The 22785-nt window shown below is 64.6% G+C and carries 24 protein-coding genes; 8 read left to right on the top strand and 16 right to left on the bottom strand.

Features of this window, described 5'->3' with window-relative positions:
• Positions 1-52: 52 nt before the first annotated feature.
• From QO014_RS02450 to QO014_RS02435, 4 genes are all read left to right on the top strand, one after another.
• Positions 53-487, top strand: coding sequence for a YqaA family protein (locus tag QO014_RS02450; RefSeq protein WP_266347054.1), 435 nt, complete (start codon positions 53-55; stop codon positions 485-487).
• Positions 488-645: 158 nt separating this feature from the next.
• Positions 646-1119, top strand: coding sequence for a hypothetical protein (locus QO014_RS02445; protein WP_266347053.1), 474 nt, complete (start codon positions 646-648; stop codon positions 1117-1119).
• A gap of 150 nt (positions 1120-1269) precedes the next feature.
• Positions 1270-2685: a DEAD/DEAH box helicase gene (locus QO014_RS02440; RefSeq protein WP_266347052.1), complete on the top strand. Its 1416-nt coding sequence runs from the start codon at positions 1270-1272 to the stop codon at positions 2683-2685.
• Between the two features lie 315 nt (positions 2686-3000).
• Entirely contained in the window at positions 3001-4056 is a 1056-nt protein-coding gene (locus QO014_RS02435; RefSeq protein WP_266347051.1) for a GGDEF domain-containing protein, read from the top strand.
• Between the two features lie 22 nt (positions 4057-4078).
• On the opposite strand, the gene QO014_RS02430 is transcribed toward QO014_RS02435, so the two are convergent.
• Genes QO014_RS02430 through QO014_RS02415 form a run of 4 tightly spaced genes read right to left on the bottom strand, consistent with a single transcriptional unit; the run spans position 4079 to position 8056 of the window.
• Entirely contained in the window at positions 4079-4693 is a 615-nt protein-coding gene (locus QO014_RS02430) for an ABC-type transport auxiliary lipoprotein family protein (protein WP_266347050.1), read from the bottom strand.
• A 42-nt stretch (positions 4694-4735) separates the two neighbouring features.
• The gene (locus QO014_RS02425) at positions 4736-6106 is read right to left on the bottom strand and encodes an MlaD family protein (RefSeq protein ID WP_266347049.1); all 1371 of its coding nucleotides are present in this window, start codon (positions 6104-6106) and stop codon (positions 4736-4738) included.
• A gap of 10 nt (positions 6107-6116) precedes the next feature.
• Positions 6117-6920 carry an ABC transporter ATP-binding protein gene (locus QO014_RS02420; RefSeq protein ID WP_266347048.1) on the bottom strand — a complete coding sequence of 268 codons (804 nt, stop codon included), beginning with the start codon at positions 6918-6920 and terminating at the stop codon, positions 6117-6119.
• Entirely contained in the window at positions 6920-8056 is a 1137-nt protein-coding gene (locus QO014_RS02415; RefSeq protein WP_266347047.1) for an ABC transporter permease, read from the bottom strand. The genes QO014_RS02420 and QO014_RS02415 overlap by 1 nt, the downstream gene beginning before the upstream one ends.
• Positions 8057-8209: 153 nt before the next feature.
• Between QO014_RS02415 and dgcN the strand changes: the two genes are divergently transcribed.
• A complete protein-coding gene (gene dgcN / locus QO014_RS02410; RefSeq protein ID WP_266347046.1) occupies positions 8210-9223 on the top strand; it encodes an N-acetyltransferase DgcN in 1014 nt (337 codons plus the stop codon).
• Positions 9220-10203: an N-acetyl-D-Glu racemase DgcA gene (dgcA, locus tag QO014_RS02405; protein ID WP_266347045.1), complete on the top strand. Its 984-nt coding sequence runs from the start codon at positions 9220-9222 to the stop codon at positions 10201-10203. Before dgcN ends, dgcA begins: the two co-directional genes overlap by 4 nt.
• On the opposite strand, the gene QO014_RS02400 is transcribed toward dgcA, so the two are convergent.
• The 5 genes from QO014_RS02400 to QO014_RS02380 form a co-directional block, all read right to left on the bottom strand.
• The gene (locus QO014_RS02400; RefSeq protein ID WP_266347044.1) at positions 10172-11356 is read right to left on the bottom strand and encodes an MFS transporter; all 1185 of its coding nucleotides are present in this window, start codon (positions 11354-11356) and stop codon (positions 10172-10174) included. The genes dgcA and QO014_RS02400 overlap by 32 nt on opposite strands.
• Positions 11357-11515: 159 nt before the next feature.
• On the bottom strand, positions 11516-12490 hold the full coding sequence (locus tag QO014_RS02395; RefSeq protein WP_266347043.1) for a threonine ammonia-lyase: 975 nt from the start codon (positions 12488-12490) through the stop codon (positions 11516-11518).
• Between the two features lie 42 nt (positions 12491-12532).
• Entirely contained in the window at positions 12533-13555 is a 1023-nt protein-coding gene (locus QO014_RS02390; protein ID WP_266347042.1) for a glycosyltransferase family 4 protein, read from the bottom strand.
• The gene (locus tag QO014_RS02385; protein ID WP_266347041.1) at positions 13552-14367 is read right to left on the bottom strand and encodes a UDP-2,3-diacylglucosamine diphosphatase; all 816 of its coding nucleotides are present in this window, start codon (positions 14365-14367) and stop codon (positions 13552-13554) included. Before QO014_RS02385 ends, QO014_RS02390 begins: the two co-directional genes overlap by 4 nt.
• A gap of 76 nt (positions 14368-14443) precedes the next feature.
• A complete protein-coding gene (locus QO014_RS02380) occupies positions 14444-15037 on the bottom strand; it encodes a LysE family translocator (protein ID WP_266347040.1) in 594 nt (197 codons plus the stop codon).
• Positions 15038-15233: 196 nt separating this feature from the next.
• Between QO014_RS02380 and QO014_RS02375 the strand changes: the two genes are divergently transcribed.
• Positions 15234-16082, top strand: coding sequence for a fumarylacetoacetate hydrolase family protein (locus QO014_RS02375; RefSeq protein WP_266347039.1), 849 nt, complete (start codon positions 15234-15236; stop codon positions 16080-16082).
• A gap of 103 nt (positions 16083-16185) precedes the next feature.
• Here the strand turns inward: QO014_RS02375 and thiD are convergent, their stop codons facing one another.
• Positions 16186-16983: a bifunctional hydroxymethylpyrimidine kinase/phosphomethylpyrimidine kinase gene (gene thiD / locus QO014_RS02370; RefSeq protein WP_266347038.1), complete on the bottom strand. Its 798-nt coding sequence runs from the start codon at positions 16981-16983 to the stop codon at positions 16186-16188.
• A gap of 22 nt (positions 16984-17005) precedes the next feature.
• The gene (locus tag QO014_RS02365) at positions 17006-17950 is read right to left on the bottom strand and encodes a DMT family transporter (RefSeq protein ID WP_266347037.1); all 945 of its coding nucleotides are present in this window, start codon (positions 17948-17950) and stop codon (positions 17006-17008) included.
• A 440-nt stretch (positions 17951-18390) separates the two neighbouring features.
• Here QO014_RS02365 and QO014_RS02360 point away from each other — a divergent pair, with 440 nt between their 5' ends.
• Positions 18391-18813: a DUF2155 domain-containing protein gene (locus QO014_RS02360; RefSeq protein ID WP_266347036.1), complete on the top strand. Its 423-nt coding sequence runs from the start codon at positions 18391-18393 to the stop codon at positions 18811-18813.
• On the opposite strand, the gene aat is transcribed toward QO014_RS02360, so the two are convergent.
• From aat to QO014_RS02335, 5 genes are all read right to left on the bottom strand, one after another.
• Entirely contained in the window at positions 18750-19427 is a 678-nt protein-coding gene (aat, locus tag QO014_RS02355; RefSeq protein ID WP_266347035.1) for a leucyl/phenylalanyl-tRNA--protein transferase, read from the bottom strand. The genes QO014_RS02360 and aat overlap by 64 nt on opposite strands.
• A 142-nt stretch (positions 19428-19569) precedes the next feature.
• Positions 19570-20913, bottom strand: a complete 1344-nt coding sequence (gene accC, locus QO014_RS02350; RefSeq protein WP_266347771.1) for an acetyl-CoA carboxylase biotin carboxylase subunit — start codon at positions 20911-20913, stop codon at positions 19570-19572.
• 14 nt (positions 20914-20927) lie between these two features.
• Positions 20928-21389 (bottom strand): acetyl-CoA carboxylase biotin carboxyl carrier protein, encoded by a 462-nt coding sequence (gene accB, locus QO014_RS02345; protein ID WP_266347034.1) that lies wholly within the window; start codon positions 21387-21389, stop codon positions 20928-20930.
• A gap of 36 nt (positions 21390-21425) precedes the next feature.
• On the bottom strand, positions 21426-21863 hold the full coding sequence (gene aroQ / locus QO014_RS02340) for a type II 3-dehydroquinate dehydratase (protein ID WP_266347033.1): 438 nt from the start codon (positions 21861-21863) through the stop codon (positions 21426-21428).
• Between the two features lie 161 nt (positions 21864-22024).
• Positions 22025-22780 (bottom strand): DsbA family protein, encoded by a 756-nt coding sequence (locus tag QO014_RS02335; protein WP_266347032.1) that lies wholly within the window; start codon positions 22778-22780, stop codon positions 22025-22027.
• Between the last annotated feature and the right edge of the window lie 5 nt (positions 22781-22785).

Here is a 22785-nt window from a genome sequence, read left to right as displayed (position 1 = left end):
CGCCGAACATCAGGAACAGGTTCCATCGGGCTCGGCACCGAGGCGGCCGGTCATGATCGCTGAAATTTCCGGACTCTTTGCAGCCTCATTTCTCGCCGCGACGCTCATTCCCGCGCAGTCGGAGGCCGTGCTCGTCGCCCTGGTCGTCAAGGGCGGCGTGTCGGTTCCGCTGATCGTCTGCGTGGCCGGCATCGGCAATGTGCTGGGCTCACTGGTGAACTGGTGGCTTGGGCGCTGCATCGACCGCTTCCGCGATCGCCGCTGGTTTCCGGTCTCCGCGCCTGCATTGGAACGCGCCCAGCGCTGGTACGGCCGATTCGGCCGCTGGAGCCTCCTCTTCGCCTGGCTGCCCGTGGTGGGCGACCCGCTGACGCTCGTCGCGGGAATCATGCGCGAGCCGCTGCCCTCCTTCCTCATCCTCGTGGCATTCGGCAAGTTCGCCCGCTATGCGCTGCTTGCTTTCGCCACGCTGGCGGCCATTCGCTGAGATGGTCACACCGCCTTGTCGCGGCACATGCTTGCCGTGCATTCTTGGAGCCATCTTGCCATCGTCCTGTCGCGGGCCCATGCGATCCGGTCTTGCCAGCCACGCCCGCGGCGGCCATAGCAGGGCCACCGGGGCCTCGCCTCTTCCGGAGACAGCGGATGAAGACTCATCGCACCTTCGCCTTCGCGGCGCTCGCCGCCGCCAGCCTGGCGGCTTTCTCCTCCATTCCTTCGGCGATTCCGGCCGCATGGGCCGATCCGGTCACGGACCGGATCGCAGCGCTCGATCCTTCGGTCCAGGATGTCCGCATCGCCGGCGATTGGGAAAAGGATGGCCGCAAGGGCGTCTACCGGATCGTCGTTTCCCGCACCGCGGCCGAGAAACCGACAGCGCGCCTGTTCGTCCAGTGGATCGCCGTCGGCATCGACGGATCGCAGACCGTCGACCGCACTACGGAAGTTTCGGAACTGGTCGGCCTGAAGCTCGATATCGTCGATTTCGTCGCCGAAACGGATCCGGACGGACTCAGCATCTTTGTCGAGACGCTCGACCCGGCCAACGACACCGACCAGAGCTACGAGCTGTTCATCGACAGTGACGGAAGCTACCGTTTCGGCCCCGCCAGCAACTAGCGGCTTGACGAAAAAGCGGATTTGGCCGCGGATTTGTCTCGAAACAATTGACAAGTTGGCGGAAATGCTCATATCTGCCAACGTCATTCATCGATGGCGACGCGTAAGACCTGCGTCCCACGCAGCCTTCGGGCCCTTTTCTTCTTGAACATGACCTTCTCTACGCTCGGACTGAGCCCCAAAGTGCTGGCTGCCGTTGAGGCAAGCGGCTACACCACGCCGACGCCGATCCAGGCCGAAGCAATTCCGCATGTCCTTGAACGGCGCGACGTTCTGGGCATCGCCCAGACCGGCACCGGCAAGACGGCCTCCTTCGTCCTGCCGATGATCACGCTGCTGGAGCAGGGACGCGCTCGCGCCCGCATGCCGCGCACCCTCATCCTCGAGCCGACGCGCGAACTCGCGGCGCAGGTCGAGGAGAATTTCAACAAATACGGCCAGAACCACAAGCTGAACGTCGCCCTGCTCATTGGCGGCGTTTCATTTGGCGACCAGGAAAAGAAGCTGGAGCGCGGCGTCGACGTGCTGATCGCGACGCCCGGCCGTCTGCTCGACCACACCGAGCGCGGCAAGCTGCTGATGACCGGCGTCGAGATTCTCGTCATCGACGAGGCCGACCGCATGCTCGACATGGGCTTCATTCCCGATATCGAGCGCATCGCCAAGCTGATCCCGTTTACGCGTCAGACGCTGTTCTTCTCGGCGACGATGCCGCCGGAGATCCAGCATCTCGCCGATACCTTCCTGTCCAATCCCGTCCGGATCGAAGTCGCCAAGCCTGCAACGACGGCCAAGACGGTGACGCAGCTCTTCGTCGCCACGGGGCGCGAGTCCTTCGACAAGCGCGAAACCCTGCGCGAGCTCATTCGCGGCGCCGTCGACCTCAAGAATGCGATCATCTTCTGCAATCGCAAGCGTGAGGTCGCTGTTCTCGCCCGGTCACTCGAGAAGCACGGCTTCTCGGTCGGAGCGCTGCATGGCGATATGGACCAGCGCGCCCGCATGGCGACGCTCGATGCCTTCAAGCACAACCGCCTGACGCTGCTGGTCGCCAGCGATGTTGCGGCGCGTGGCCTCGACATTCCCGATGTCAGCCATGTCTATAATTTCGACATTCCGACCCATGCGGACGACTATGTCCACCGCATCGGCCGCACGGGTCGTGCCGGCCGTTCGGGAACTGCGATCACGCTGGTTGCGCCCGCGGACCAGAAATACCTCTCGGCGATCGACAAGCTGACTGGCGACGGCGTCAAATGGCTCGGCGATCCGCCCGGCACGGCGCCTGCCCGCAGCAAGGCTCCTGAAGAGGCTCACAAGCCGCGTGCGGAGGAAGAGGCCAAGCCGGCATCGAGCCGTCAGCGGACGCCCAAGGCTGCCCGCGCTGCCAAGCCGGCTGCGGCGGTCGAGCCACGGCCCGCACCGGCCGTTCAGGCCCGCCCTGCCCCAGAGCAGCCGCGTCGGGAGCGGTCACATCGCGCCGAGCGCGACGACGATAAGGTCATCGGCCTTGGCGATCACGTCCCGCAGTTCCTGCTGCGCCCGGTTCGCGCCCCGTCTTCCTGAGTCGTAGTCCTATCCACGCCGTCATTGCGCGCCGCGGCGACTCGGCCGTGGTTGTTGCGCGAAAACGGCGCCGATCGGCGATCATGCCAATGGGCATGCCCGCCACCATCTGAAACTTTTGGTTGTATACAAGGCGCGCCAGGACGTTTTTGCTCTGACCGAAGAACCGATTTCCGTCGTTTCTCCCTGATTGATCTGCCCCAGTCCAGTTTCATCGCTATCGCAGCACAACTTTAACGATGATACTTAACCCGGATTTAGGAGCTGACGCTTACGTTAGCTACCAGGGTGGGGCCGTGTAGTCTGGGCGGGGGCATGATGGGGCGGGATGATCTGAAGCGGAGCTACCGCTACGCGGAGTTGGCGCTCGACCATTTGCGCCGCAACGCGCTGCCGGCCACCCCCCGCAATTTCGAGTTCTGGTACATTTACGCGTCCGGCTTCAATGGATCGCTGAAGCGCGCCGTCGATACGGCCCTGCGCGAAAACGGCCGGATCGATAGCGACACGCTAAAGAGACTATGCGCGCTCCACCTCTCCCCGGCGCAGCTCGGTGATCAGATCGGTGAAGTCGGCGGCAAGGTCGTGGCCAAGATCGGCCAGATCGGCGCGTTGATCGAAACGGCTCTCGACGAGGCCGCGAGCTATAGCGCGACGCTGCAACTCACGGGTCGTGCTCTGTCAGCCGATACGGGCGACGACAACATCCGAGCCGTCCTCAGCGAACTGGTTGCCGCAACGGCGCAGATAGACGGCAAGCGCCGCCTGCTCGAAGCGCAGCTCTCCGATTCGAGAACGCAACTCGATACGCTTCAGGCGCATATCGAAGCGATCCACTATGAATCTCTCAATGACCAGCTGACTACGCTCGGCAATCGTAAGCACTTCGACCACGCGATCGAACGGGCTGTCGATGAGGCCGCAACCGAACGCGCGCCGCTTTCGCTGCTCCTGACCGACATCGACCATTTCAAATCATTCAACGATCGCTACGGTCATCCGACCGGCGACCATGTGCTTCGACTGGTGGCGCTCGCCGCCAAGCAGAACATCACGGCGGGCGATACGGCCTGTCGCTATGGCGGCGAGGAATTTGCGATCATCCTGCCGCGCACGGATAGTGCCAGAGCCTTGGCCGTCGGGGAACATATTCGCCAGGCGGTCATGCACCAGGAGTTCGTGAAGCGTTCCACGGGCGAACGTCTCGGCCGCATCACGATCTCGATCGGTGTCGCCACCCATCGCCCCGGCGACACGATCCAATCGCTCATCGAGCGCGCCGACGCCTGCCTCTATGCGGCAAAGCACAGCGGCCGAAACCGCGTAGTCCTCGATATTCCCGCCGTTCTGGCCCAATATGGTCGGCACTGACCCCGGCCGAAGGGTTGCTTGATCAGATCTTGCCGAGCGACCAGGACACGAGTTCGACCAGCACCTGATCGAGCGCGGCATTGAGGCCGGCGACGGCGGCCGGCGCCGTGTCCTCGGCGACGGGCACCTCGGCGCGGAAGACCTTGAAGGCGACGACGCGGCCATTGCGATCGTTCATGATGCGCGCCGAGATCTCCACCACCGCCGTCCGGCTGTTCGCGCCGACATTGAAGTTGAAGGAGCGGATGTCGGTCAGAAGCTGATAGTCGATCGAGAGCCCTTCGCCCGGCCGGCCGACAGCCTTGGCCTGCTTGGCCTTCTCGAATGTCTCGATTACCCGGGCCTGGATGACGCGCGGCAGCGTATCGGCATATTGCGCGTTCGGATAATAGGCGACGAGCGAACCGCGCGATACGGCGACGCGCTGGCTGTCCAGGATCTTGAGCGCCGTGGGCGCGGGCACGAGCAATTGGGCCGTCGTGTGGTTCTGCGCCTGGGGCAGTTCGGTCGGTCCGGTCAGTTCATAGGTATTCGGCGGCGGTGTCGTCAGCAGCTTGCTGACGCAGCCCGACAACAAGGCGGCACACAGGATCGATGCCAGCGCCGCACCGCGCGCGGTTCGCTTTACAAGACGCATGAAATCCTGTGCCCCTTCACTGTGCCCGACCACGGTATGCCGTCATTTGCGGTTATAGTCCTTGACCGTGGGATTACCAAAGATGACGCCCTGCGGATTACTGCCGATGGTGGTGACAGTCTGGTCGAAACTCGCGGTCGCGCGGCGAAGTTGCTCGACAAGACTGTTGACGTTCCTGAGCCCCTGCCCGCTGAAGCTTGCAAGGTTGCTGGCGATCTGGTCGGCGCGGCCCTGGAAGGCCTCGGCAATGATGCGGATCGAATGGGCGGCGGCGGTCGCCTCGGCGAAGAAGCTCTTGCCTTGCGGGTCGGTCAGCATGTCCTGCGCCTTGCCGAGGATGGTGTCGAGACGCGCCGAGGCCGCATTCAGCCGCTGCATCAACTGTCCCGAATCCGCGACGATCTGGTCGACCTGTGGCTGCTTGTCCTTGACGAAGGCGACGAAATCGCGCGCGTCTGCGACGGTCTTGTCCGCATTGGCGACGATCTTGTCGATATCGACCGTCGCCGTCTGGACGCGACGTGCAATGGTGGAGATGTCGGTGATCGTGTTCTTGACCGCTTCGACCTGGACCGCCTGCACGATCTTCTGCGCGTCGTCCAGCGTTTGCGACAGCTGGCCAGACACCTTCTCGACATTGGCGATGATCTTCGGGAAGCTCTCCGACGAGGCGGCCAGCTTCTCGGTGACCTGGTTGACGCTGTCGAGCGTCGAGGAGACCTTGGCCGGATCGACGGCAGCGAGAATGCCGTCGGCGCGCTTGACCAGCCCTTCGAGATTGCCGGAAAGCGAGCCGATCTTCTTCGAGAGATCGCTCACATTGCCCATGAAGTCCTCGACGCCGTCCGAATTCTTCGAAAGCGCGTCGGTGAATTTCTGCACATTGGTAAGCGAAGCCTGGATCTTCGGATCGGCGGTGCTGAGGATGCCGTTGACCTGGTCGACGGCCGTATTGACCTTCGCAATCACATCCTGCGCGCTGGCGATCACGTCCTGCAAGCCGGAGCCCTGAGCCGTGAGCGTCGGGATGCCTTCCTGCGCGAAGATGCTGGGCTTGCCGGCGGTGCCGCCGCGAAAATCGATGTAGGCGAGGCCCGTCAGGCCCTGGACGCCGACCGAAACCTTGGTGTCGTCCTTGATCGGCTGGTTCGGATCGACCGAAACCATGGTCTCGACCTGGTTCGGGTCGTCCGGATTGATGCGGAGCGATGTAACGTCGCCGATGCGAATGCCGTTGAACAGCACCTGACTGCCGGTCGCGAGTCCCGTCACGGAGCCTGGAACGAGGATGCGCATGGGCTTGCGCACGCCGCTCTCGTCGTAACGGGCGAGCCAATAGACAAAGGCGAAGCAGGCGACGATCACCGCAAGGGTGAACAACCCGATCGTCGCGTAGTTTGCACGCGTTTCCATGCCGCTCCGTCTAGGCCTCACGACGGCGCGCACGCACGCCGTGGAAATATTGTTGAACCCAAGGATGATCGAAGGCGAGCATGTCCTCGATCGTTCCCTCAATCAGTACATGCCGATCGCCCAGAACAGCGATTCGGTCGCAGACAGTATGCAAACTATCGAGATCGTGGGTCACCATGAAGACAGTGAGCCCCAACGTATCGCGGAGCGTCGCGATCAGCTTGTCGAATTCGTCGGCGCCAATCGGATCGAGGCCCGATGTCGGCTCGTCGAGGAACACGATATCCGGATCGAGCGCCAGCGCCCGCGCGAGACTCGCCCGCTTGATCATACCGCCGGACAGCTCGGAGGGCGCACGCTCGGCCGCTTCGGGCGCGAGACCCACCAGTTCGATCTTGACCCGCGCCAGCTCGTCCATCAGCCGGCTCGACAGATGCAGGTGTTCCCGCATCGGAAATTCCACGTTCTGCAGCACCGTCAGCGACGAGAACAGCGCGCCCTGCTGGAACAACACACCTAGCCGCCGGTCGATCGAAGCGCGCGTATTGGCGTCGGCCTCGTCATAAGGCGTGCCGAGAATTTCGACGGTGCCGGCCTGCTTCGGCTGCAGCCCCAATATCGTGCGCAACAGCACCGACTTGCCCGTGCCCGACGCGCCCACGATGCCGAGGATCTCGCCGCGATAGACGTCGATATCGAGGTTCTCGAGGACCTTGCGCTCCCCGAATCCGACCGTGATGCCGCGGCCGCGAATGACGACCTCGCGCTCCGCATCGGGTGCCGGGGGTTGTGGCTGGGCGAGCACGGCCGACATCAATAGCTCACCGCGCTGAAATACATCGCGAACAGGCCGTCGACGACGATCACCATGAAGATCGCCTTCACGACGGATGAGGTGGTCCGGGCACCGAGCGATTCGGCGCTGCCCTGGACGCGCAGGCCCTCGGTTGCCGCGATGATGCCGATGATGAGCGCCATGAACGGCGCCTTGATCAGCCCGACGAACAGCGTGTTGAGCGCCACGGCATCACGCAGGCGCATGATGAAGGCCGATGGTGGCAATCCGACATAGACCCAGCTGACGAGCCCGCCGCCGATCAGCGCCATGATGTCGGAAATGAAGGTTAGCAACGGCAGAGCGATGATCAGCGCGAAGATGCGCGGCATGATCAGCACTTCCGTCGGATCGAGGCCGATCACGCTCAGGGCGTCGATCTCCTCGCGCATCTTCATCGAGCCGATCTCGGCCGTGAACGCGCTGCCCGAGCGGCCGGCGATCATGATCGCCGTCAGCAGGACGCCCAGTTCGCGCAAGACCAGCACGCCGACGAGATCGACGACATAGACCTCGGCGCCGAAGCTGCGGAGCTGAAACGCGCTCTGCTGCGCTATGATCGCGCCGATCAAGAGCGACATCAGCGCGATGATCGGCACGGCGCGCAGGCCCGTCCGGTCAATATGAAAGACGATGGAGGTGAAGCGGAAGCGCGCGGGATGGACGAGCGCCCGCACGAAGCCCCGCGTCACGCCGCCCAGGATGTTCAGACCCGCCTCGAGGTCGTTGGCGGAATTATACATCGTCCGCCCGACGCCTTCGATCATCTCGCGTCCGACGCCGATATGCGGCCGCGGCGGTGGGATCACCCGTTCCGCCGAATCGAGCGCCTTCAGCAGGCGGGTGGCGTTGTCGGAGGCGCCAACGAGCTCGATCTTCGTGCCATTGGCGGCGAGCCCGCGCTCGAGCCGCGTGATCATCCACGCGCCGGCCGTATCGATGTGGGTGATGCCCGCGAGATCGATCGTGATCTGCTTTGCGGGCGAGGCGACCGCGTTATCGACCAGCGGCTCGATCCCATTGACCGTCTGCACGGTCCACGGGCCGCTCGCGACGATGCGTGCGTGACCGTTTACGTCAAGCAGTTCAAGCTGCGATGCCGTTTTCGTCGCCACGAGCACTCCGGGTTAAACGCCTGTTCCGGCCATATGGGTACGGGACCGGCCCTTGCCGCGCCCCCGGGGCCCACCTAATCTCCCGGGTATTACCTCGGTGATCGCACGAGCAAGGAAGCTCGGGCAAGCCTTGGATGGAAAGGAAGACGATCCATGGAGATCGCAACGCCCTATCTGTTGTTTTTGGGTGACGTTCCGGACGCTCTGGCGGCCAAGACGGCGCTTGGAATCGTCGACTGGCGGCCTGAATGGTGTCTGGGGCAGTCACGGCTCGCCGGTTGCAAGGCCGATGCCGGCATTCCCGACATGACGATCGCGGAAGCGAAGGCCGCCGGCGTCCGCACCATGATCGTTGGCGCGGTCAATGCCGGTGGCGTGCTGCCGGACCATTGGGTCGCCTCGATCGTCGAAGCGCTCGACAATGGCCTCGACGTCGCGAGCGGACTGCATTCGCGCCTCGCCGATATCGAGCCGATCCGCCTCGCCGCCGAACGGAACGGACGCGCTTTGCACGATGTGCGCCATACGACCGAGCGATTCGCGACCGGCAAGGGCACGAAGCGTCCGGGACTGCGCCTGCTGAGCGTCGGCACCGATTGCTCGGTTGGCAAGAAATACACGGTTCTCGCGCTCGAGCGCGCCATGCGCGCCGAAGGGTTCGATGCCGATTTCCGTGCGACCGGCCAGACCGGCGTGTTCATTTCGGGACGCGGCGTCGCGATCGACGCGGTCGTCGCCGATTTCATCTCCGGCGCCGTGGAATGGCTGTCGCCAGCGGCTGCGCCAAACCATTGGGATCTGGTCGAGGGCCAGGGTTCGCTGTTCCATCCCTCCTTCGCCGGTGTATCGCTCGGCCTGCTGCATGGCGCCCAGCCGGATGCCTTCGTGGTGTGCCACGAGCCGACCCGCAGCAAGATGCGCGGAGTCAGCCATGCCCTGCCCTCGGTCCAGGAGGTCATCGACCTCACGATCGCCTGCGGCCGCCTGACCAACCCCGCCATCCGTTGCGTCGGCATCTCGATCAACACGGCAGCGCTCGACGATGGCGCGGCGGCCGCCTGCCTCGACGCCTTCGCCACAGAATATGGGCTGCCGGCGGTCGATCCGATCCGGACCGGCGTGAGGCCGATCGTCGCCGAGATCGGCAGGGTGTTCGGAACCCCATGAGCCCTATCCTCTCCGTCGGCATGGAGCGCTGGCCGATCGCCGGTGCCTTTGTGATCTCGCGCGGCGCGCGGACCGAGGCGACGGTCGTCGTCGCCACCATCAGCGACGGCGCCGATATCGGTCGCGGCGAATGCGTGCCCTATGCGCGCTATGGCGAGACGGTGGAGGGCGTGGTCGCGGCCATCGAGGCCGTCGCGCCGGCCATAGCCGCTGGCATGGACCGCGCCACCCTCATGGCAGAGATGCCACCTGGCGCCGCGCGGAACGCGATCGACTGCGCGCTCTGGGATCTCGAGGCGAAGCGGACGGGCGTCAGCGTTGCGGCGCGCCTCGGCCTTTCATTGCCGCATCCGCTGGTGACGGCCTATACGCTCAGCCTCGGCACGCCGGAGAGCATGGAGGCTGCAGCACGCATCGCCGCAGAGAGGCCGCTGCTCAAGGTCAAGCTCGGCGGCGCAGGCGATATTGAACGCATCGCCGCCGTGCGACGCGGTGCACCCACTGCGCGGATCGTCGTCGATGCCAACGAAGCCTGGTCGACAGCCGATTTCGATGCCCACATGCGGGCCTGCCGCGACGCCGGCGTCGAACTCATCGAGCAGCCATTGCCGGCCGGCCATGACGATTGGCTCGCCAGCGCCAAGCGGCTCGTACCGGTCTGCGCCGACGAGAGCCTGCATGTCGCCAGCGATCTCGACGAACTCGCGGGCCGCTATGACGCGATCAACGTGAAGCTCGACAAGACAGGCGGGCTCACCGAGGCGCTCGAACTGGTCGCGGCCGCACGGGCACACGGCTTTGCCGTCATGGTCGGTTGCATGGTCGGCACGTCGCTCGCCATGGCCCCTGCCGTCCTGCTGGCCCAGGAAGCCGATTTCGTCGATCTCGACGGACCGCTCCTGCTCGCCCGCGACCGTGAGCCCGGGCTCCTCTATCGCGGCAGCCTCGTCAGTCCGCCCGAACCGGCGCTGTGGGGCTGACAAAGCCGAGGATCGGCAGCATCAAGATGCCGATCGCGGCCAGCGCCAGCAGCGACATGACCGGAAAGGCCCAGACGCCGAACTGGGCATAGAGCGGCCCGGCGAGAAGCGTCGCCGCCGCCATGGCGACGCCGGTCAGCACCTGCCAGAAGCCTTGGGCCGATGCCGTGATCTCATCCGGCATGCGCCGCGCGATCGCGAGCTGTACGCCGGTGAAAGCGGCGCCGAAGGTCAAGGCGTGGAAACCCTGCGTGATCAGCGACAGCGAAAACGACGTGATGAAGGGAAAGAGCGCCCAGCGGATCACGGCGGCGACCGCGCCGATCATGATCAGCGTCTCTGGCTTGAAGATGCGGAACGCATAGCCGGCAACAGCGAACATGCAGATCTCCGCGATCACGCCCATCGCCCAGAGCATGCCGATCTCGCCGCCGGAGAAACCCAGTTCCTGCCAGTGGATCGTGCCGAAGGAATAGAAGACGCAATGGCTCGCCTGAATGAGCGCACTGGAGCCGATGATGACGAGGAAGCCGGGATTGGCGAGCAGCGATCGCGCCGAGCGCCGCTCGGGCCGCGCGGCGTCATCGACCTTGCGCACGGCGGGCGGCGTGACAGGGAGCGTGAACGCGGTCAGCGCCGCGATGACATAGGCGCCGAGCAGCAGCGGCGTCAGGATGGGGCCGCCGAACCAGCCGAAGATCGTGCCACCGGCAAGGCTCACCACGACGAAACTGATCGATCCCCAGATCCGCATCTTGCCGTAATCGAGCCCGAAGCGGCGAAAGCCGGTCAGGGCCAGCGCATCGAGCGCCGGGTTGGTCAGGCTCGAAAAGGTCGTCGCGAGGCCGGTGAGGACCAGAAGCGGCCAGTATCCACCCGCAATGGTGGCGAGGGCGAACATGACCAGCGCTGCAAAGCCGAAGATGATGATGGCGAAGCGGCGATTGGGGGCACGGTCGGCAAGCCAGCTGCCGAGCGGCATGAAGACGAGACGGGCGGCCAGCGGAAAGGCGAGGCAGGTGGCGATTTCTTCCGCCGTCAGGCCGCGCTCCTTCAGCCAGACCGGCAGGAACGGCACGACGAGCCCGCCGACGACGAAATAGGTCGCGTAGTAGAACGAGATTCGGGACGCGAAGAAGCGCGGTGCGAGCATGAGGTCTGTCGATCGGAAGGGCGGCTGGCTGCCGGCGCCGCTGCGGGAATCCGGGTCGGATGGAGACCGACGGGCAGTTCCTCCGGTTAGTCCCTTAGGCGGCCGCTTGCAATGGCGCGGATCACACCATCGGCAAAAATCGATTCAAGCCACAGGATCTCAGCCCGTCGCGAGCGCCTTCGTCAGCACCGCCGGGTCGATATTGCCGCCCGATAGCACGACCACGACCGTGCGCCCGCGAGCGTCGAAACGGCCCGCCAGCAGAGCCGCCAGACCGACCGCACCACCTGGCTCGACCACGAGCTTCAGCGTGCGAAAGGCGAAAGCCACGGCACGCAGCGCATCGTCATCGGAAACCGACAGCGCGCCGGCCGCCGTCTGTCGGTTGATCGCAAAGCCGATCGCGCCCGGCTGAGCCGCCATCAGCGCGTCGCAGACCGAGCCAACGGAGCGCGGATTGGCGAGGACCGTGCCCACCGCGAGCGAACGGCCGTAATCGTCGAAATCCTCCGGCTCGACCAGATGGACGGCGGTCGCGGGCGCCAACGCGCGGATGGCGAGGCCGATTCCCGCCGACATGCCGCCGCCGCCACAGGGGACCAAGACGGCGTCGGCCTGCTCGCCGCGTTCGGCGAGAGCCTCGGCGATCTCCAGACCGATCGTCCCCTGCCCTGCGATCACCATCGGATCATTGTAGGGATGGACGAGCCGCGCCCCGGTCTCGGCGACGATGGCATTCGCCATCGCGTCGCGGTCCTGGTCGGCCCGGCGATAAGTCACGACCGTAGCGCCGAGCCGCCGCGTGCCATCGAGCTTCGCCTGCGGCGCCTCGTCTGGCATGACGATGGTTGCGGGGACGCCAAACAGTGCGGCGGCGGCGGCCACGCCCTGGGCATGGTTGCCCGACGAGCATGCCACGATTCCCCGTGCGCGCTCGGCCTCGCTCAAGGCCGCAATCGCATTATAGGCACCACGGAACTTGAAGGAGCCAGTCCGCTGCAGGGTCTCGCATTTGAGCAGAACTCGCCCGCCCACCAGCGCATCGAGCGCCGGATTGGTGAGGAGCGGCGTGCGAACGGCCTCAGGCCTTATGCGCTCTGCGGCGGCGCGGACATCGTCGATTGTCGGGGTCATGCTGTTTGGCTAACAAGCCCGCGCCGCGGCCGCAAGCCCCCCTCAGGCGACCGAGCTCAACTGATAGACGCCGCTGATATTGTCGAGGAACTGCCGCGTCGCCGCCTGCCACGAATTTCGCAGCGCCACCGCGCGGCAACGCTCGCGCGGAATGTCGAGCGCGGCGATGGCGGCGGCACGCAGGTCCTCGTCGAGCACGCCCGCGCCGGTATCGCCGACGACGTCGAGCGGCCCGGTGACGGGGAAAGCGGCGACCGGCAGGCCGGAGGCCATCGCCTCCAGCATCACGACGCCGAACGTATCGGTGCGGCTCGGAAAGACGAAGCAATCCGACGCGGCATAAATGTCGGCAAGCTCCTCGCCGACCTTCGAACCCAGGAAGGTCGCGTCGGGATAGTCGCGCTTCAACATCTCGAGCGCCGGACCGTCGCCGACCACGACCTTGCTGCCCGGCAGATCGAGACCGAGGAAGGCCTCGATGTTCTTCTCGACGGCGACGCGGCCAACATAGAGATAGATCGGGCGCGGCAGGTCGAGCACGTCGCGGTTTCGATCCGGCCGGAAGAGCTCGGCGTCGACGCCACGCGACCAACTCATCAAATGGTGAAAGCCACGCGCCGCCAGTTCCTGTTGCAGCGAGCGCGTCGCGACCATGCAGCCGGCGCCGGAATTATGGAAATCGCGCAGGAAGCCATAGGTCCATTCGACGGGAACCGGGATGCGCGCGGCGAGATATTCGGGAAAGCGGGTGTGATAGCTGGTCGTGAAGATCCGGCCATGGCGCAGGCACCAGCGGCGGACGGCAAAGCCGATGGGCCCCTCGGTCGCGATATGGACATGATCGGGATCGACCTCCTCGATCCGCCGCGCGATCGAGCCGGGAACGGCGACGGTCAGGCGAATTTCAGGGTAGGTCGGACACGGAACCGTCGGAAAGCCCTCCGGCGTCAGCATGATCGCTTCGGCGCCGAATTCGGGCAGATGGCGGACGAGCCGCTCCAATGTCCGAACGACACCGTTGATCTGCGGGCGCCAGGCGTCGCTCGCGATCAGGATGCGGCTCATGCCGCGACCTGATCGGCTTCCGACTCCTGCTCCTCGTCGACTATGTAGGGAAGATCCTTCGCGATCACCGACCATCGCAAAATCTCGAGCCGACCATCATGATGTTCGGCGATGGCGGTGCAGCTTTCCACCCAATCGCCGGTATTGATGTAGCGCACGCCGAGATCCTCGCGGATCGTGGCGTGGTGGATATGGCCGCAGACGACGCCATCGGCGCCGACGCGGCGGGCCTCGGTGATCAGCGCCTGCTCGAACGCCCCGATGAAGGAGACGGCGTTCTTGACCTTGAGCTTGGCCCAGGCCGAGAGCGACCAGTAATCGAAACCGAGCTTGCGGCGGATCTTGCTGACGACGGTGTTGAGCGCGAGCGCGAACTCGTAGGCGCCGTCGCCCAGATAGGCGAGCCACTTCGCATGGCGCACCACCACATCGAACTGGTCGCCATGGATGACGAGCAGCCGCTTGCCATCCGCCGTCTCATGGACAATCCGGTCGACGACCTCGACGCCGCCAAGATGCGTGCCGAGATAATCGCGCAGGAATTCGTCGTGATTGCCCGGCAGATAGATCAGCCGCGCACCCTTCCGGCCTTTGCGCAAGAGCTTCTGCACGACGTCATTGTGAGTCTGCGGCCAATACCAGCTTCTCTTCAGCCGCCAGCCGTCGACAATGTCGCCGACGAGGAAGATCGTCTCGGCGTCATGCCACTTCAAAAAGTCGAGCAGAAGGTCTGCCTGGCTTCCCCGCGTGCCGAGATGAATATCCGACAGGAAAAGCGTGCGCAGATGGCGTGGTGCGGCACCGCTCGACATGATCTTGATTCGCCCTCGACTAGGAGACCATTGCTGATCGCTTAGCCGAGCGAAGCCACAGATTTGTGACAGGCGCCTAGAGGAGCGTCGGAACCATCGAGACGACCAGAAGCAGCGCCATGACCGCGTTGAAAATTGCCACGCGCCGTTCGCTGTCGAGGAAGCGGGCAATGCCCGTGCCGAAGAGACACCAGACGGAAGCGGACGGCAACGCCGTCGACGCGAAGACCAGGACGAGCAACAGGACGGCATGCAGCACGTCGCCTCCCGCCGGCACGTAGAGCGCCATGGCGCCGATCGCCATCATCCAGGCCTTGGGATTGACCCATTGGAACAGAGCCGCCGCTGTGAAGCTCATCGGCTTGCCGACGCGCGCGCCGCTCGCATCATGTCGCCCGGCATTGGCGAGCTTCCAGGCGAGATAGAGCAGATAGGCAAAGGCGACGTACTTCAATATGTCGTGCAGTACCGGATAGGCGTCGAACACGCCGCCGAGCCCCATGCCGACCGCGAACACCATCAGCGGAAAGCCGATCGTGATGCCCATGACATGCGGCAGGCTCGGCCAGAAGCCCCAATTGGCGCCCGAGACCATCAGCATGGTGTTGTTCGGACCCGGCGTGAACGCCGTGATCAGTGCAAAGCCGAACATAGCAAAAAGCGTCTGCATGACGCGCCTCCCCCATTTGGTCGGCGTTTCTGGCACGGCCCACCAAATAGGTCAATAATGCTGACGTTTATCGATCGATAAGGCTCGGCATCTGTTCCACAACAGCCAAGCTGCATTGCTGAATGAAGTCCTCGAGGGTACTTGCGCGTACGGGATCGCTCGCCCATGATCCCGGCCGCCAACACGGAGAAAATCAATGAAGCTCCTACGCTTCGGCGCCGCTGGCGCGGAAAAGCCGGGCCTGCTCGACAAGGACGGCGTGATCCGCGATCTGTCCGGCGTCGTTTCGGACATCACCCCGGAAACGCTCAAGAACGGTGCGATCGAAACGATCGCGAAACTCGATCCCTCGACCCTCCCCATCGTTCCGGCCGGCGTTCGCCTTGGCCCGATCGTCGAGGGCGTGCGCAATTTCATCGCCGTCGGCCTGAACTATGTCGACCACGCGCATGAGACGGGTGCTGCGATCCCGTCCGAGCCGATCCTGTTCAACAAGGCGCCGAACTGCATCATCGGCCCGAACGACGCGGTCACGATCCCGAAGGGTTCGCAGAAGACCGATTGGGAAGTCGAGCTCGCCATCGTCATCGGCAAGACGGCCCTCTATGTGTCCGAGGCCGACGCGCTCTCCTATGTCGCGGGCTTCGCGGTCTGCCACGACGTCTCCGAGCGCGCGTTCCAGACCGAGCGCGGCGGACAGTGGATGAAGGGCAAGGGCTCGCCCACCTTCGGTCCGCTCGGCCCGTGGCTCGTCACGCCGGACGAGATCGCCGACGTGCAGAACCTCGACATGTTCCTGGACGTGAACGGCACGCGCGCCCAGACCGGCAACACCAAGACGATGATCTTCGGTGTCGCGCATCTGGTCAGCTATATCAGCCAGTTCCTGCAGCTCGATCCGGGCGATGTCATCACGACCGGCACGCCGCCCGGCGTCGGCATGGGCATGAAGCCGCCAAAGTTCCTCAAGGACGGCGACAAGGTCCGCCTCGGCATTACCGGCCTCGGCGAGCAGGAACAGACGTTCCACGCCTACAAGGGCTGAGCCGTTTCCTAATAAGAAGGCCCTCGCCTGCTTTGCGGGCGAGGGCCTTTTTCGTTCATGGGAATGCGGTCATGGCCAGAGCCGCCGGGCGTCGCCCGGACGCTCACCACCACCGATAGAAATGATGCACCGGGCCGTGGCCCTTGCCGATGTCGAGCCGGTCGGCGTTCTCGATCGCCTCGGTAATGTAGAGCTTGGCGGCCTCGACGGCGGGCACCAGTTCGATCCCCCGCGCCAGACCCGCCGCAATCGCTGACGAAAGCGTGCAACCGGTGCCATGGGTGTTGAGAGTCGGGATGCGCGGCGCCGAGAACCAGTGCGCGCCGGATTGCGTCAGCAGGAAATCCGAACTCTCCGCGCCCGTGCCATGCCCGCCCTTCAACAGGACGGTGCCGGGGCCCATGGCGAGCAGCGCCCGGGCCTGGTCCTCCATCTCGGCATCGTTCATCGCCATCTTCGTGCCGAGCAGACGCGCCGCCTCGCGCAGATTGGGCGTGATGACGAGCGCGCGCGGCAGCAGCTCGGCCACCATCAGCTCGACCGATTCATCATGGATCAGCATGTCGCCGCTCGTCGCAACCATGACGGGGTCGAGCACGACCTTGCGCTGGTCATAGCGATCGAGCCCCGCCGCAACGGCGCGGATGACATCGGGATGGGACAGCATGCCGATCTTGACCGCATTGACCGCGAGGTCGGAGAAGACCGCATCGATTTGCGCCGTCACGAACGCGGCCGGCACGTCGTGGATCGCCGTCACGCCGAGCGTGTTCTGCGCCGTCAATGCGGCGATCACGGAGGCGCCATAGACGCCGAGCGCCGAGAACGTCTTGAGGTCGGCCTGGATGCCCGCGCCGCCGCCCGAATCCGAGCCGGCGATGGTCACGGCGATCGCTGTCATCTGCTCTCTCCTCGTATCAGGGTCACGCGCCCGTCACTGTCGGCGTCTTGGCGGCCCGCTCGCGCTCGCGCCTCAGGCCCAGCCGATGCTCGCGATAGATCACGAACAGCCCCGACGCAATCACGATGCCCGAGCCCAGCAGCATCGAGCCGCTCGGCACATTGGCGAACAGGAAGTAGCCCACGATGATCGCCCAGACCATCGAGATATATTCGAAGGGCGCGATCAGCGAGGCATCGCCGAAGCGGTAGCTCTGCGTCAGCAGCACCTGACCGATGCCGCCAAAGACGCCGCAGCCGATCAGGAACGGCCAATCCTCCGCATGCGGCATGACCCAGCCGAAAGGCAGCGTCGTGATCAGCATGAAGAGGGCGGTGAAGAGCGAAAAATAGATGACGATGGTTCCAGGCTGCTCGACCCAGGTCAATCGCCGCGTCTGTGTCGCCGCGAGGGCACCGAAGAAGGCGGCGAGCAGCGAGAAGATCGCGCCGATCGCGCTCCGATCCGGTTCGTTGGACGCCCCGACATAGCCGGACAGGATCACCAGCACGCCGCAAAGCCCGATCACCACCGCCGTCCAGCGATAGACGCGGATCGTCTCCTTCAGCAGAAAGGCGGCGAGCACCACGGTCATCAGCGGCGAGGCATAGCCGATCGCGGTTGCGTCCGAGAGTGGCAGGCGCGCCAGCGCCGAGAAGCCGAAGAACATCGAGGTCGCGCCGGCGACCGAACGCAGCAGGTGCCCGCCGATGCGCGGCGTGACGAAGACGGTCGTCAACAGCCCCTTATAGCCGACCCAGACCAGCACCGGGATCAGCGCGAAGGCCGAGCGGAAGAAGGCGACCTCCCCCGCCGGATAGCGATCGGAGACATATTTGATGAGCGTCGCCATCGCCGTGAAGGCGATGGTCGAGATAACCTTGAGCAGCACGCCGAGGAGGGGCTGCCCGCGCGCGGACGTTTCCATATCACCGTCGGACCACGAGCGGGTCCGTTCTCGCGGGGGAACCGGACGATACTGCGCCCGGTCCGGTTTCAGATGCAGTCGGTCGCCGGGCGCGAGGGAACACGCCACGACGAAAGCAGACGACGGGAATCGTCCACAAAGCAGAAAGAGGTCTCGAGTGATGGTCGGTTCATGCGCATCGGCCCCTGCGGGCCGTCTCCTCCCAACATGCCTCGTCCGGAAGGCGTCGCAGCGATGCGACGGCCCGTGCCATCCCGAAGGATGCTCCGATCAAGGCATGACAGGATCATAGGACCCGACCGGCGAACGACGCAACCGCCAAGGGTCGATTGATTGCGCAAAACCGCGCAATCGACGCGGCATGAAGGCTCGCCTTTTCGCCGCCGAAATCGCGTGTTAAGCACGCTACCGACGGCGGACAGGACTTCATCGGCGAACACATGACATTATTCAAATCGCGGCGTTTCGCTCAGACCGCACTCGTCGCGGCAGCTTTAGGCTCGATGCTGGCTGGTCCGGCGCTGGCCGACCGGATCACCAATCCGGTGGCGGAGTTTGCTGGTCTCGACAAGATCACCGGCCGGATCATCACCTTCGACGTCTATATGGACGAAACGGTGCAGTTCGGTGCGTTGCAGGTGACGCCGCGTGTCTGCTATTCGCGCCCGCCGACCGAGCCGCCGCGCACGGATGCCTTCGTCGAAGTCGAGGAAATCACGCTCGCCCGCAAGGTGCGGCGGATCTTCACCGGCTGGATGTTCGCCGACAGCCCCGGCCTGCACGCCGTGGACCACGCCGTCTATGACGTCTGGCTCGCCAACTGCAAGACTTCGTCGACGGTGGCCAAGCCCGCCAACCCGTAGAAATCGGCCTCGATCGGCAGCGCCGCCTCGAGCCGGCGGTGATAGTCGGAACGGTCGATCTCGATCACCCCGAACTGCTCGAGGTGCTCGGTGGTGAACTGTGCGTCGAGCAAGGTGAAGCCGCCGGCCTTCAACCTGGCCACCAGATAGACCAACGCGATCTTCGAAGCGTCGGTCGCGTGGCTGAACATGCTCTCGCCGAAGAAGGCGCCGCCGAGCCGCACGCCATAGAGACCGCCGACCAGGACACCCTCCCGCCAGACCTCGACGGTGTGGCAATGGCCGAGCGCGAAGAGATCGGCATAAAGCTGCCGGATTCGCTGGTTGATCCAGGTCTTGTCGCGGTAATCCGACGCCACATTGCCGGCGCAACCTGCGATGACGCCGGCGAAATCGGTATCGACGCGAATCTCGTAGGGTTGCTTGCGGATCGTCCGGGCGAGACGGCGCGGAACGTGAAACGCATCGAGCGGGAAAATGCCCCGCTTCTCCGGCTCGATCCAGTACAGGCCGGGATCATCGGCCGAATCGGACATCGGAAAAATGCCGCAGGCATAGGCCTTCAGCAGAACCTGCGGCGTGATCTGATGCGCCTGATCTGATTGCTTCGCCATCGACCTCCGAGCGCGCCACCCGACCGGTACCGGCGACCGCCAGCACCGAATCGACCAGCCTAACGCTCGCCCCTGCCCCCGAGCTCCACGCACGATTGCACGAAGCGGGGCAGGAAGAAAGGCGAAGCCGGACCGCCCGGCGCTACTGCTCCACAGCCAGCTTTTTCTCGAGCCAGTGAATGTCGTAGCGGCCATCGGCGATGTCCTGATCGTCGACGAGCTGGCGGAACAGCGGAATCGTAGTCTTGATGCCGTCGACAACGAATTCGTCGAGCGCGCGGCGCAGGCGCATCATGCATTCGACACGGTTTCGGCCGTGCACGATGAGCTTGCCGATCAGGCTGTCGTAATAGGGCGGGATCTTGTAGCCCTGATAGACGCCCGAATCGACGCGAACACCGAGCCCGCCCGGCGGATGGTAATAGGTGATCTGACCGGGCGACGGGGCGAAGGTGCGCGGGTCCTCGGCATTGATGCGGCATTCAATGGCATGGCCCTCGAACTTCACATCCTCTTGCCGGAACGACAGTCCGCTGCCGGCCGCAACGCGGATCTGCTCGTTCACGAGATCGATGCCGGTGATCGCTTCCGTGACCGGATGCTCGACCTGCAGGCGCGTGTTCATCTCGATGAAATAGAACTCGCCATTCTCGTAGAGGAATTCGATCGTGCCGGCGCCGGAATAGCCCATATCGCCGATCGCCTTGGCGCAGATCGCACCGATGCGATCGCGCTCCGCGTCATTGAGCGCCGGCGAGCCGGCCTCTTCCCAGACCTTCTGGTGACGACGCTGCAGCGAGCAGTCGCGCTCGCCGAGATGAACGGCGTAGCCCTTGCCGTCGCCGAGCACCTGGATCTCGATATGCCGCGGCTTCTCGAGGTATTTTTCCATATAGACGGCGTCGTCGCCAAAGGCCGCCTTCGATTCCGAACGCGCCGTCGCGAAGGCGACCGGCAGTTCCTTGGCGTCGCGCGCCACCTTCATGCCGCGGCCACCGCCGCCGGCGGACGCCTTGATCAGCACGGGATAGCCGATCTCCGCGGCCCAGCGCAGCGCATCGGCCTCGTCGGCCAGCGCGCCGGTCGAACCGGGAACGACCGGAATGCCGAGCCGCTGCGCGGTGCGTTTCGCCTCGATCTTGTCGCCCATGATCCGGATATGCTCGGACTTCGGGCCGATGAAAGTGATGTTGTGCGCCTCGAGGATCTCGGCGAAGCGGGCATTTTCCGACAGGAAGCCATAGCCGGGATGGATGGCCTCAGCCCCGGTGATCTCGCAGGCGGCGAGCAGCGAGGGAATGTTCAGATAGCTGTCGCGGGCCGGAGGCGGTCCAATACAGACGCTCTCATCGGCCAGGCGCACATGCATGGCGTCCGCATCGGCGGTCGAGTGCACGGCGACGGTCTCGATCCCGAGCTCCTTGCAGGCGCGCAGGATGCGGAGGGCGATTTCGCCGCGATTGGCAATCAGGATCTTGTTGAACATCGGCACGATGGCGCTCACTCGATGATCAACAGAGGTTCGCCATACTCGACCGGCTGTCCATCGGTGACCATGATCGCCTTGACGACACCGCCGCGCGGCGCCGGAATCTGGTTCATCGTCTTCATCGCCTCGACGATGAGAAGCGTCTGCCCTTCACGGACCGAATCACCGACCTCGACGAAGGTCTTGGCGCCGGGCTCGGGCGAACGATAGGCGGTGCCGACCATCGGCGAGGGAACGATGCCGGGATGGTTCGCGACGCTGACCTCGACGGGTGCTGCGGCCACCGGCGCTGCGGCTGCCACGGGCGCTGCGGCCGGGAACTGGTAGGCGGCGGGCGCCACGGTCAGGTTGCGCGCGACGCGGATCCTGAGATCGGCATGCTCGACCTCGATTTCCGTCAGGTCCGTCTCCGTCAGAAGGAGCGCGAGCTGCCGGATCAGGTCCTGGTCGATGGTCGATTTCTTGATGGTCATGCCCTTTGTTCTTTCATGAAGCCGTTTCTCCTGGCGTCAGACGACGAGCGGCTGGAGCGCCTGCAGCGCCAGCCGGTAGCCCAGCGGGCCGAAACCGCAGATGACGCCTGCCGCAACAGGAGAAACATAGGAATGATGGCGAAAATCCTCGCGCGCGAAGACATTCGAGAGATGCACCTCGATCGTCGGCAGGCCGACAGCGCGCAGCGCGTCGTGCAGGGCGATCGATGTGTGGGTGTAGGCGCCGGGATTGATCACGATGCCGCGGCAGCGGCCGAGCGCCTCGTGGATCCAGTCGATCAGCATGCCTTCATGGTTCGACTGACGAAAATCGACGGCAAGGCCGATCGTCTCGGCGAATGCCTTGGTCTCGGCTTCGATTTCGCCGAGCGTCTTGGCGCCATAGACACCCGGCTCGCGCTTGCCGAGCATGTTCAGATTGGGGCCGTTCAGGACGAGGATGGAGATTGCCATGGAGGATGTGTCAGCCGGAGCCTTATGCCGAAAACCGAAGAAGGCCTGGTGCCGAAGGATGCCTGCGGCGAAGTTGGCCGGTTATAGGGGGTCGCCGCATAAAGGAAAAGCCCCGAAGCTTGCGCCTCGGGACTCGATTCCCAGGAATCAGACCGGCAAAATCAGCAGTTCGCCGAGCCACAGGCCCGTATCGACTTGATCTTGCTCTTCAAAGCGTCATAGCCGACGGCACCGATCACCACGTCGTTCTGGACGACGTAGGACGGCGTGCCGTTGATTCCGAGCGCCTGGGCGAGGCTGTAGGATTCGTTGATGGTGGCCGCAATCTCGGGCTCGCTCAGCTTGGCCTTGATGGCGGCCGGGTCGAGGCCGACATCGGCGGCGACCGCGAGCGCGCGGGCGCCATTCACCTCGCCGCGCGACATCAGCAGTTCGTCATGGAAAGCCTTGTACTTCTCCGGGGCGATCTGGTTGACGATGACCGCGACGCGCGCCGCCTCCTCGGAGCCGGGTCCGAGAACCGGGAACTCCTTCAGCACGACGCGCAGATTGCTGTCCTCGTCGATCAGCTTCTGCATGTCGGCATGGGCGCGCTTGCAGTAGCCGCAATTATAATCGAAGAACTCGACCAGCGTGACGTCGCCCTTGGGATTGCCGAGCACGACCTGGCGGCTCGAATTCAGCAGCGTGTCCGAATATTTGGAAACGCTCTCCTTGCGGGCGTCGGCCTCGGCTGCCTGCTGCTTGCGGTCGAGCTCGACCATCGCATCGCGAATGACCTCGGGATGCTGCAGCAGATATTCCTTGACGATGGCGCCGATCTCGTCGCGCTGCGTGGCGTCGAAGCCTGCGGCCCGCGCGGGCATGATCGCGAGAGCAACGACGGCAAACGCCGCGGCCATTGAAATCCTGATCATCTCAT

Source organism: Kaistia dalseonensis (assembly GCF_030814715.1).
Lineage (GTDB): Bacteria > Pseudomonadota > Alphaproteobacteria > Rhizobiales > Kaistiaceae > Kaistia > Kaistia dalseonensis.
The sequence above is the reverse complement of the archived record's forward strand: the minus strand, read 5'-3'. Positions and strand labels throughout refer to the sequence as shown.

Excerpts from the sequence above, each read along its gene's own strand:
- QO014_RS02450 (WP_266347054.1), top strand. The coding sequence starts at position 53 with ATGATCGCTGAAATTTCCGGACTCTTTGCAGCCTCATTTCTCGCCGCG.
- QO014_RS02445 (WP_266347053.1), top strand. The coding sequence starts at position 646 with ATGAAGACTCATCGCACCTTCGCCTTCGCGGCGCTCGCCGCCGCCAGC.
- QO014_RS02440 (WP_266347052.1), top strand. The coding sequence starts at position 1,270 with ATGACCTTCTCTACGCTCGGACTGAGCCCCAAAGTGCTGGCTGCCGTT.
- QO014_RS02435 (WP_266347051.1), top strand. The coding sequence starts at position 3,001 with ATGATGGGGCGGGATGATCTGAAGCGGAGCTACCGCTACGCGGAGTTG.
- QO014_RS02430 (WP_266347050.1), bottom strand. The coding sequence starts at position 4,693 with ATGCGTCTTGTAAAGCGAACCGCGCGCGGTGCGGCGCTGGCATCGATC.
- QO014_RS02425 (WP_266347049.1), bottom strand. The coding sequence starts at position 6,106 with ATGGAAACGCGTGCAAACTACGCGACGATCGGGTTGTTCACCCTTGCG.
- QO014_RS02420 (WP_266347048.1), bottom strand. The coding sequence starts at position 6,920 with ATGTCGGCCGTGCTCGCCCAGCCACAACCCCCGGCACCCGATGCGGAG.
- dgcN (WP_266347046.1), top strand. The coding sequence starts at position 8,210 with ATGGAGATCGCAACGCCCTATCTGTTGTTTTTGGGTGACGTTCCGGAC.
- dgcA (WP_266347045.1), top strand. The coding sequence starts at position 9,220 with ATGAGCCCTATCCTCTCCGTCGGCATGGAGCGCTGGCCGATCGCCGGT.
- QO014_RS02400 (WP_266347044.1), bottom strand. The coding sequence starts at position 11,356 with ATGCTCGCACCGCGCTTCTTCGCGTCCCGAATCTCGTTCTACTACGCG.
- QO014_RS02395 (WP_266347043.1), bottom strand. The coding sequence starts at position 12,490 with ATGACCCCGACAATCGACGATGTCCGCGCCGCCGCAGAGCGCATAAGG.
- QO014_RS02390 (WP_266347042.1), bottom strand. The coding sequence starts at position 13,555 with ATGAGCCGCATCCTGATCGCGAGCGACGCCTGGCGCCCGCAGATCAAC.
- QO014_RS02385 (WP_266347041.1), bottom strand. The coding sequence starts at position 14,367 with ATGTCGAGCGGTGCCGCACCACGCCATCTGCGCACGCTTTTCCTGTCG.
- QO014_RS02380 (WP_266347040.1), bottom strand. The coding sequence starts at position 15,037 with ATGCAGACGCTTTTTGCTATGTTCGGCTTTGCACTGATCACGGCGTTC.
- QO014_RS02375 (WP_266347039.1), top strand. The coding sequence starts at position 15,234 with ATGAAGCTCCTACGCTTCGGCGCCGCTGGCGCGGAAAAGCCGGGCCTG.
- thiD (WP_266347038.1), bottom strand. The coding sequence starts at position 16,983 with ATGACAGCGATCGCCGTGACCATCGCCGGCTCGGATTCGGGCGGCGGC.
- QO014_RS02365 (WP_266347037.1), bottom strand. The coding sequence starts at position 17,950 with ATGGAAACGTCCGCGCGCGGGCAGCCCCTCCTCGGCGTGCTGCTCAAG.
- QO014_RS02360 (WP_266347036.1), top strand. The coding sequence starts at position 18,391 with ATGACATTATTCAAATCGCGGCGTTTCGCTCAGACCGCACTCGTCGCG.
- aat (WP_266347035.1), bottom strand. The coding sequence starts at position 19,427 with ATGGCGAAGCAATCAGATCAGGCGCATCAGATCACGCCGCAGGTTCTG.
- accC (WP_266347771.1), bottom strand. The coding sequence starts at position 20,913 with ATGTTCAACAAGATCCTGATTGCCAATCGCGGCGAAATCGCCCTCCGC.
- accB (WP_266347034.1), bottom strand. The coding sequence starts at position 21,389 with ATGACCATCAAGAAATCGACCATCGACCAGGACCTGATCCGGCAGCTC.
- aroQ (WP_266347033.1), bottom strand. The coding sequence starts at position 21,863 with ATGGCAATCTCCATCCTCGTCCTGAACGGCCCCAATCTGAACATGCTC.
- QO014_RS02335 (WP_266347032.1), bottom strand. The coding sequence starts at position 22,780 with ATGATCAGGATTTCAATGGCCGCGGCGTTTGCCGTCGTTGCTCTCGCG.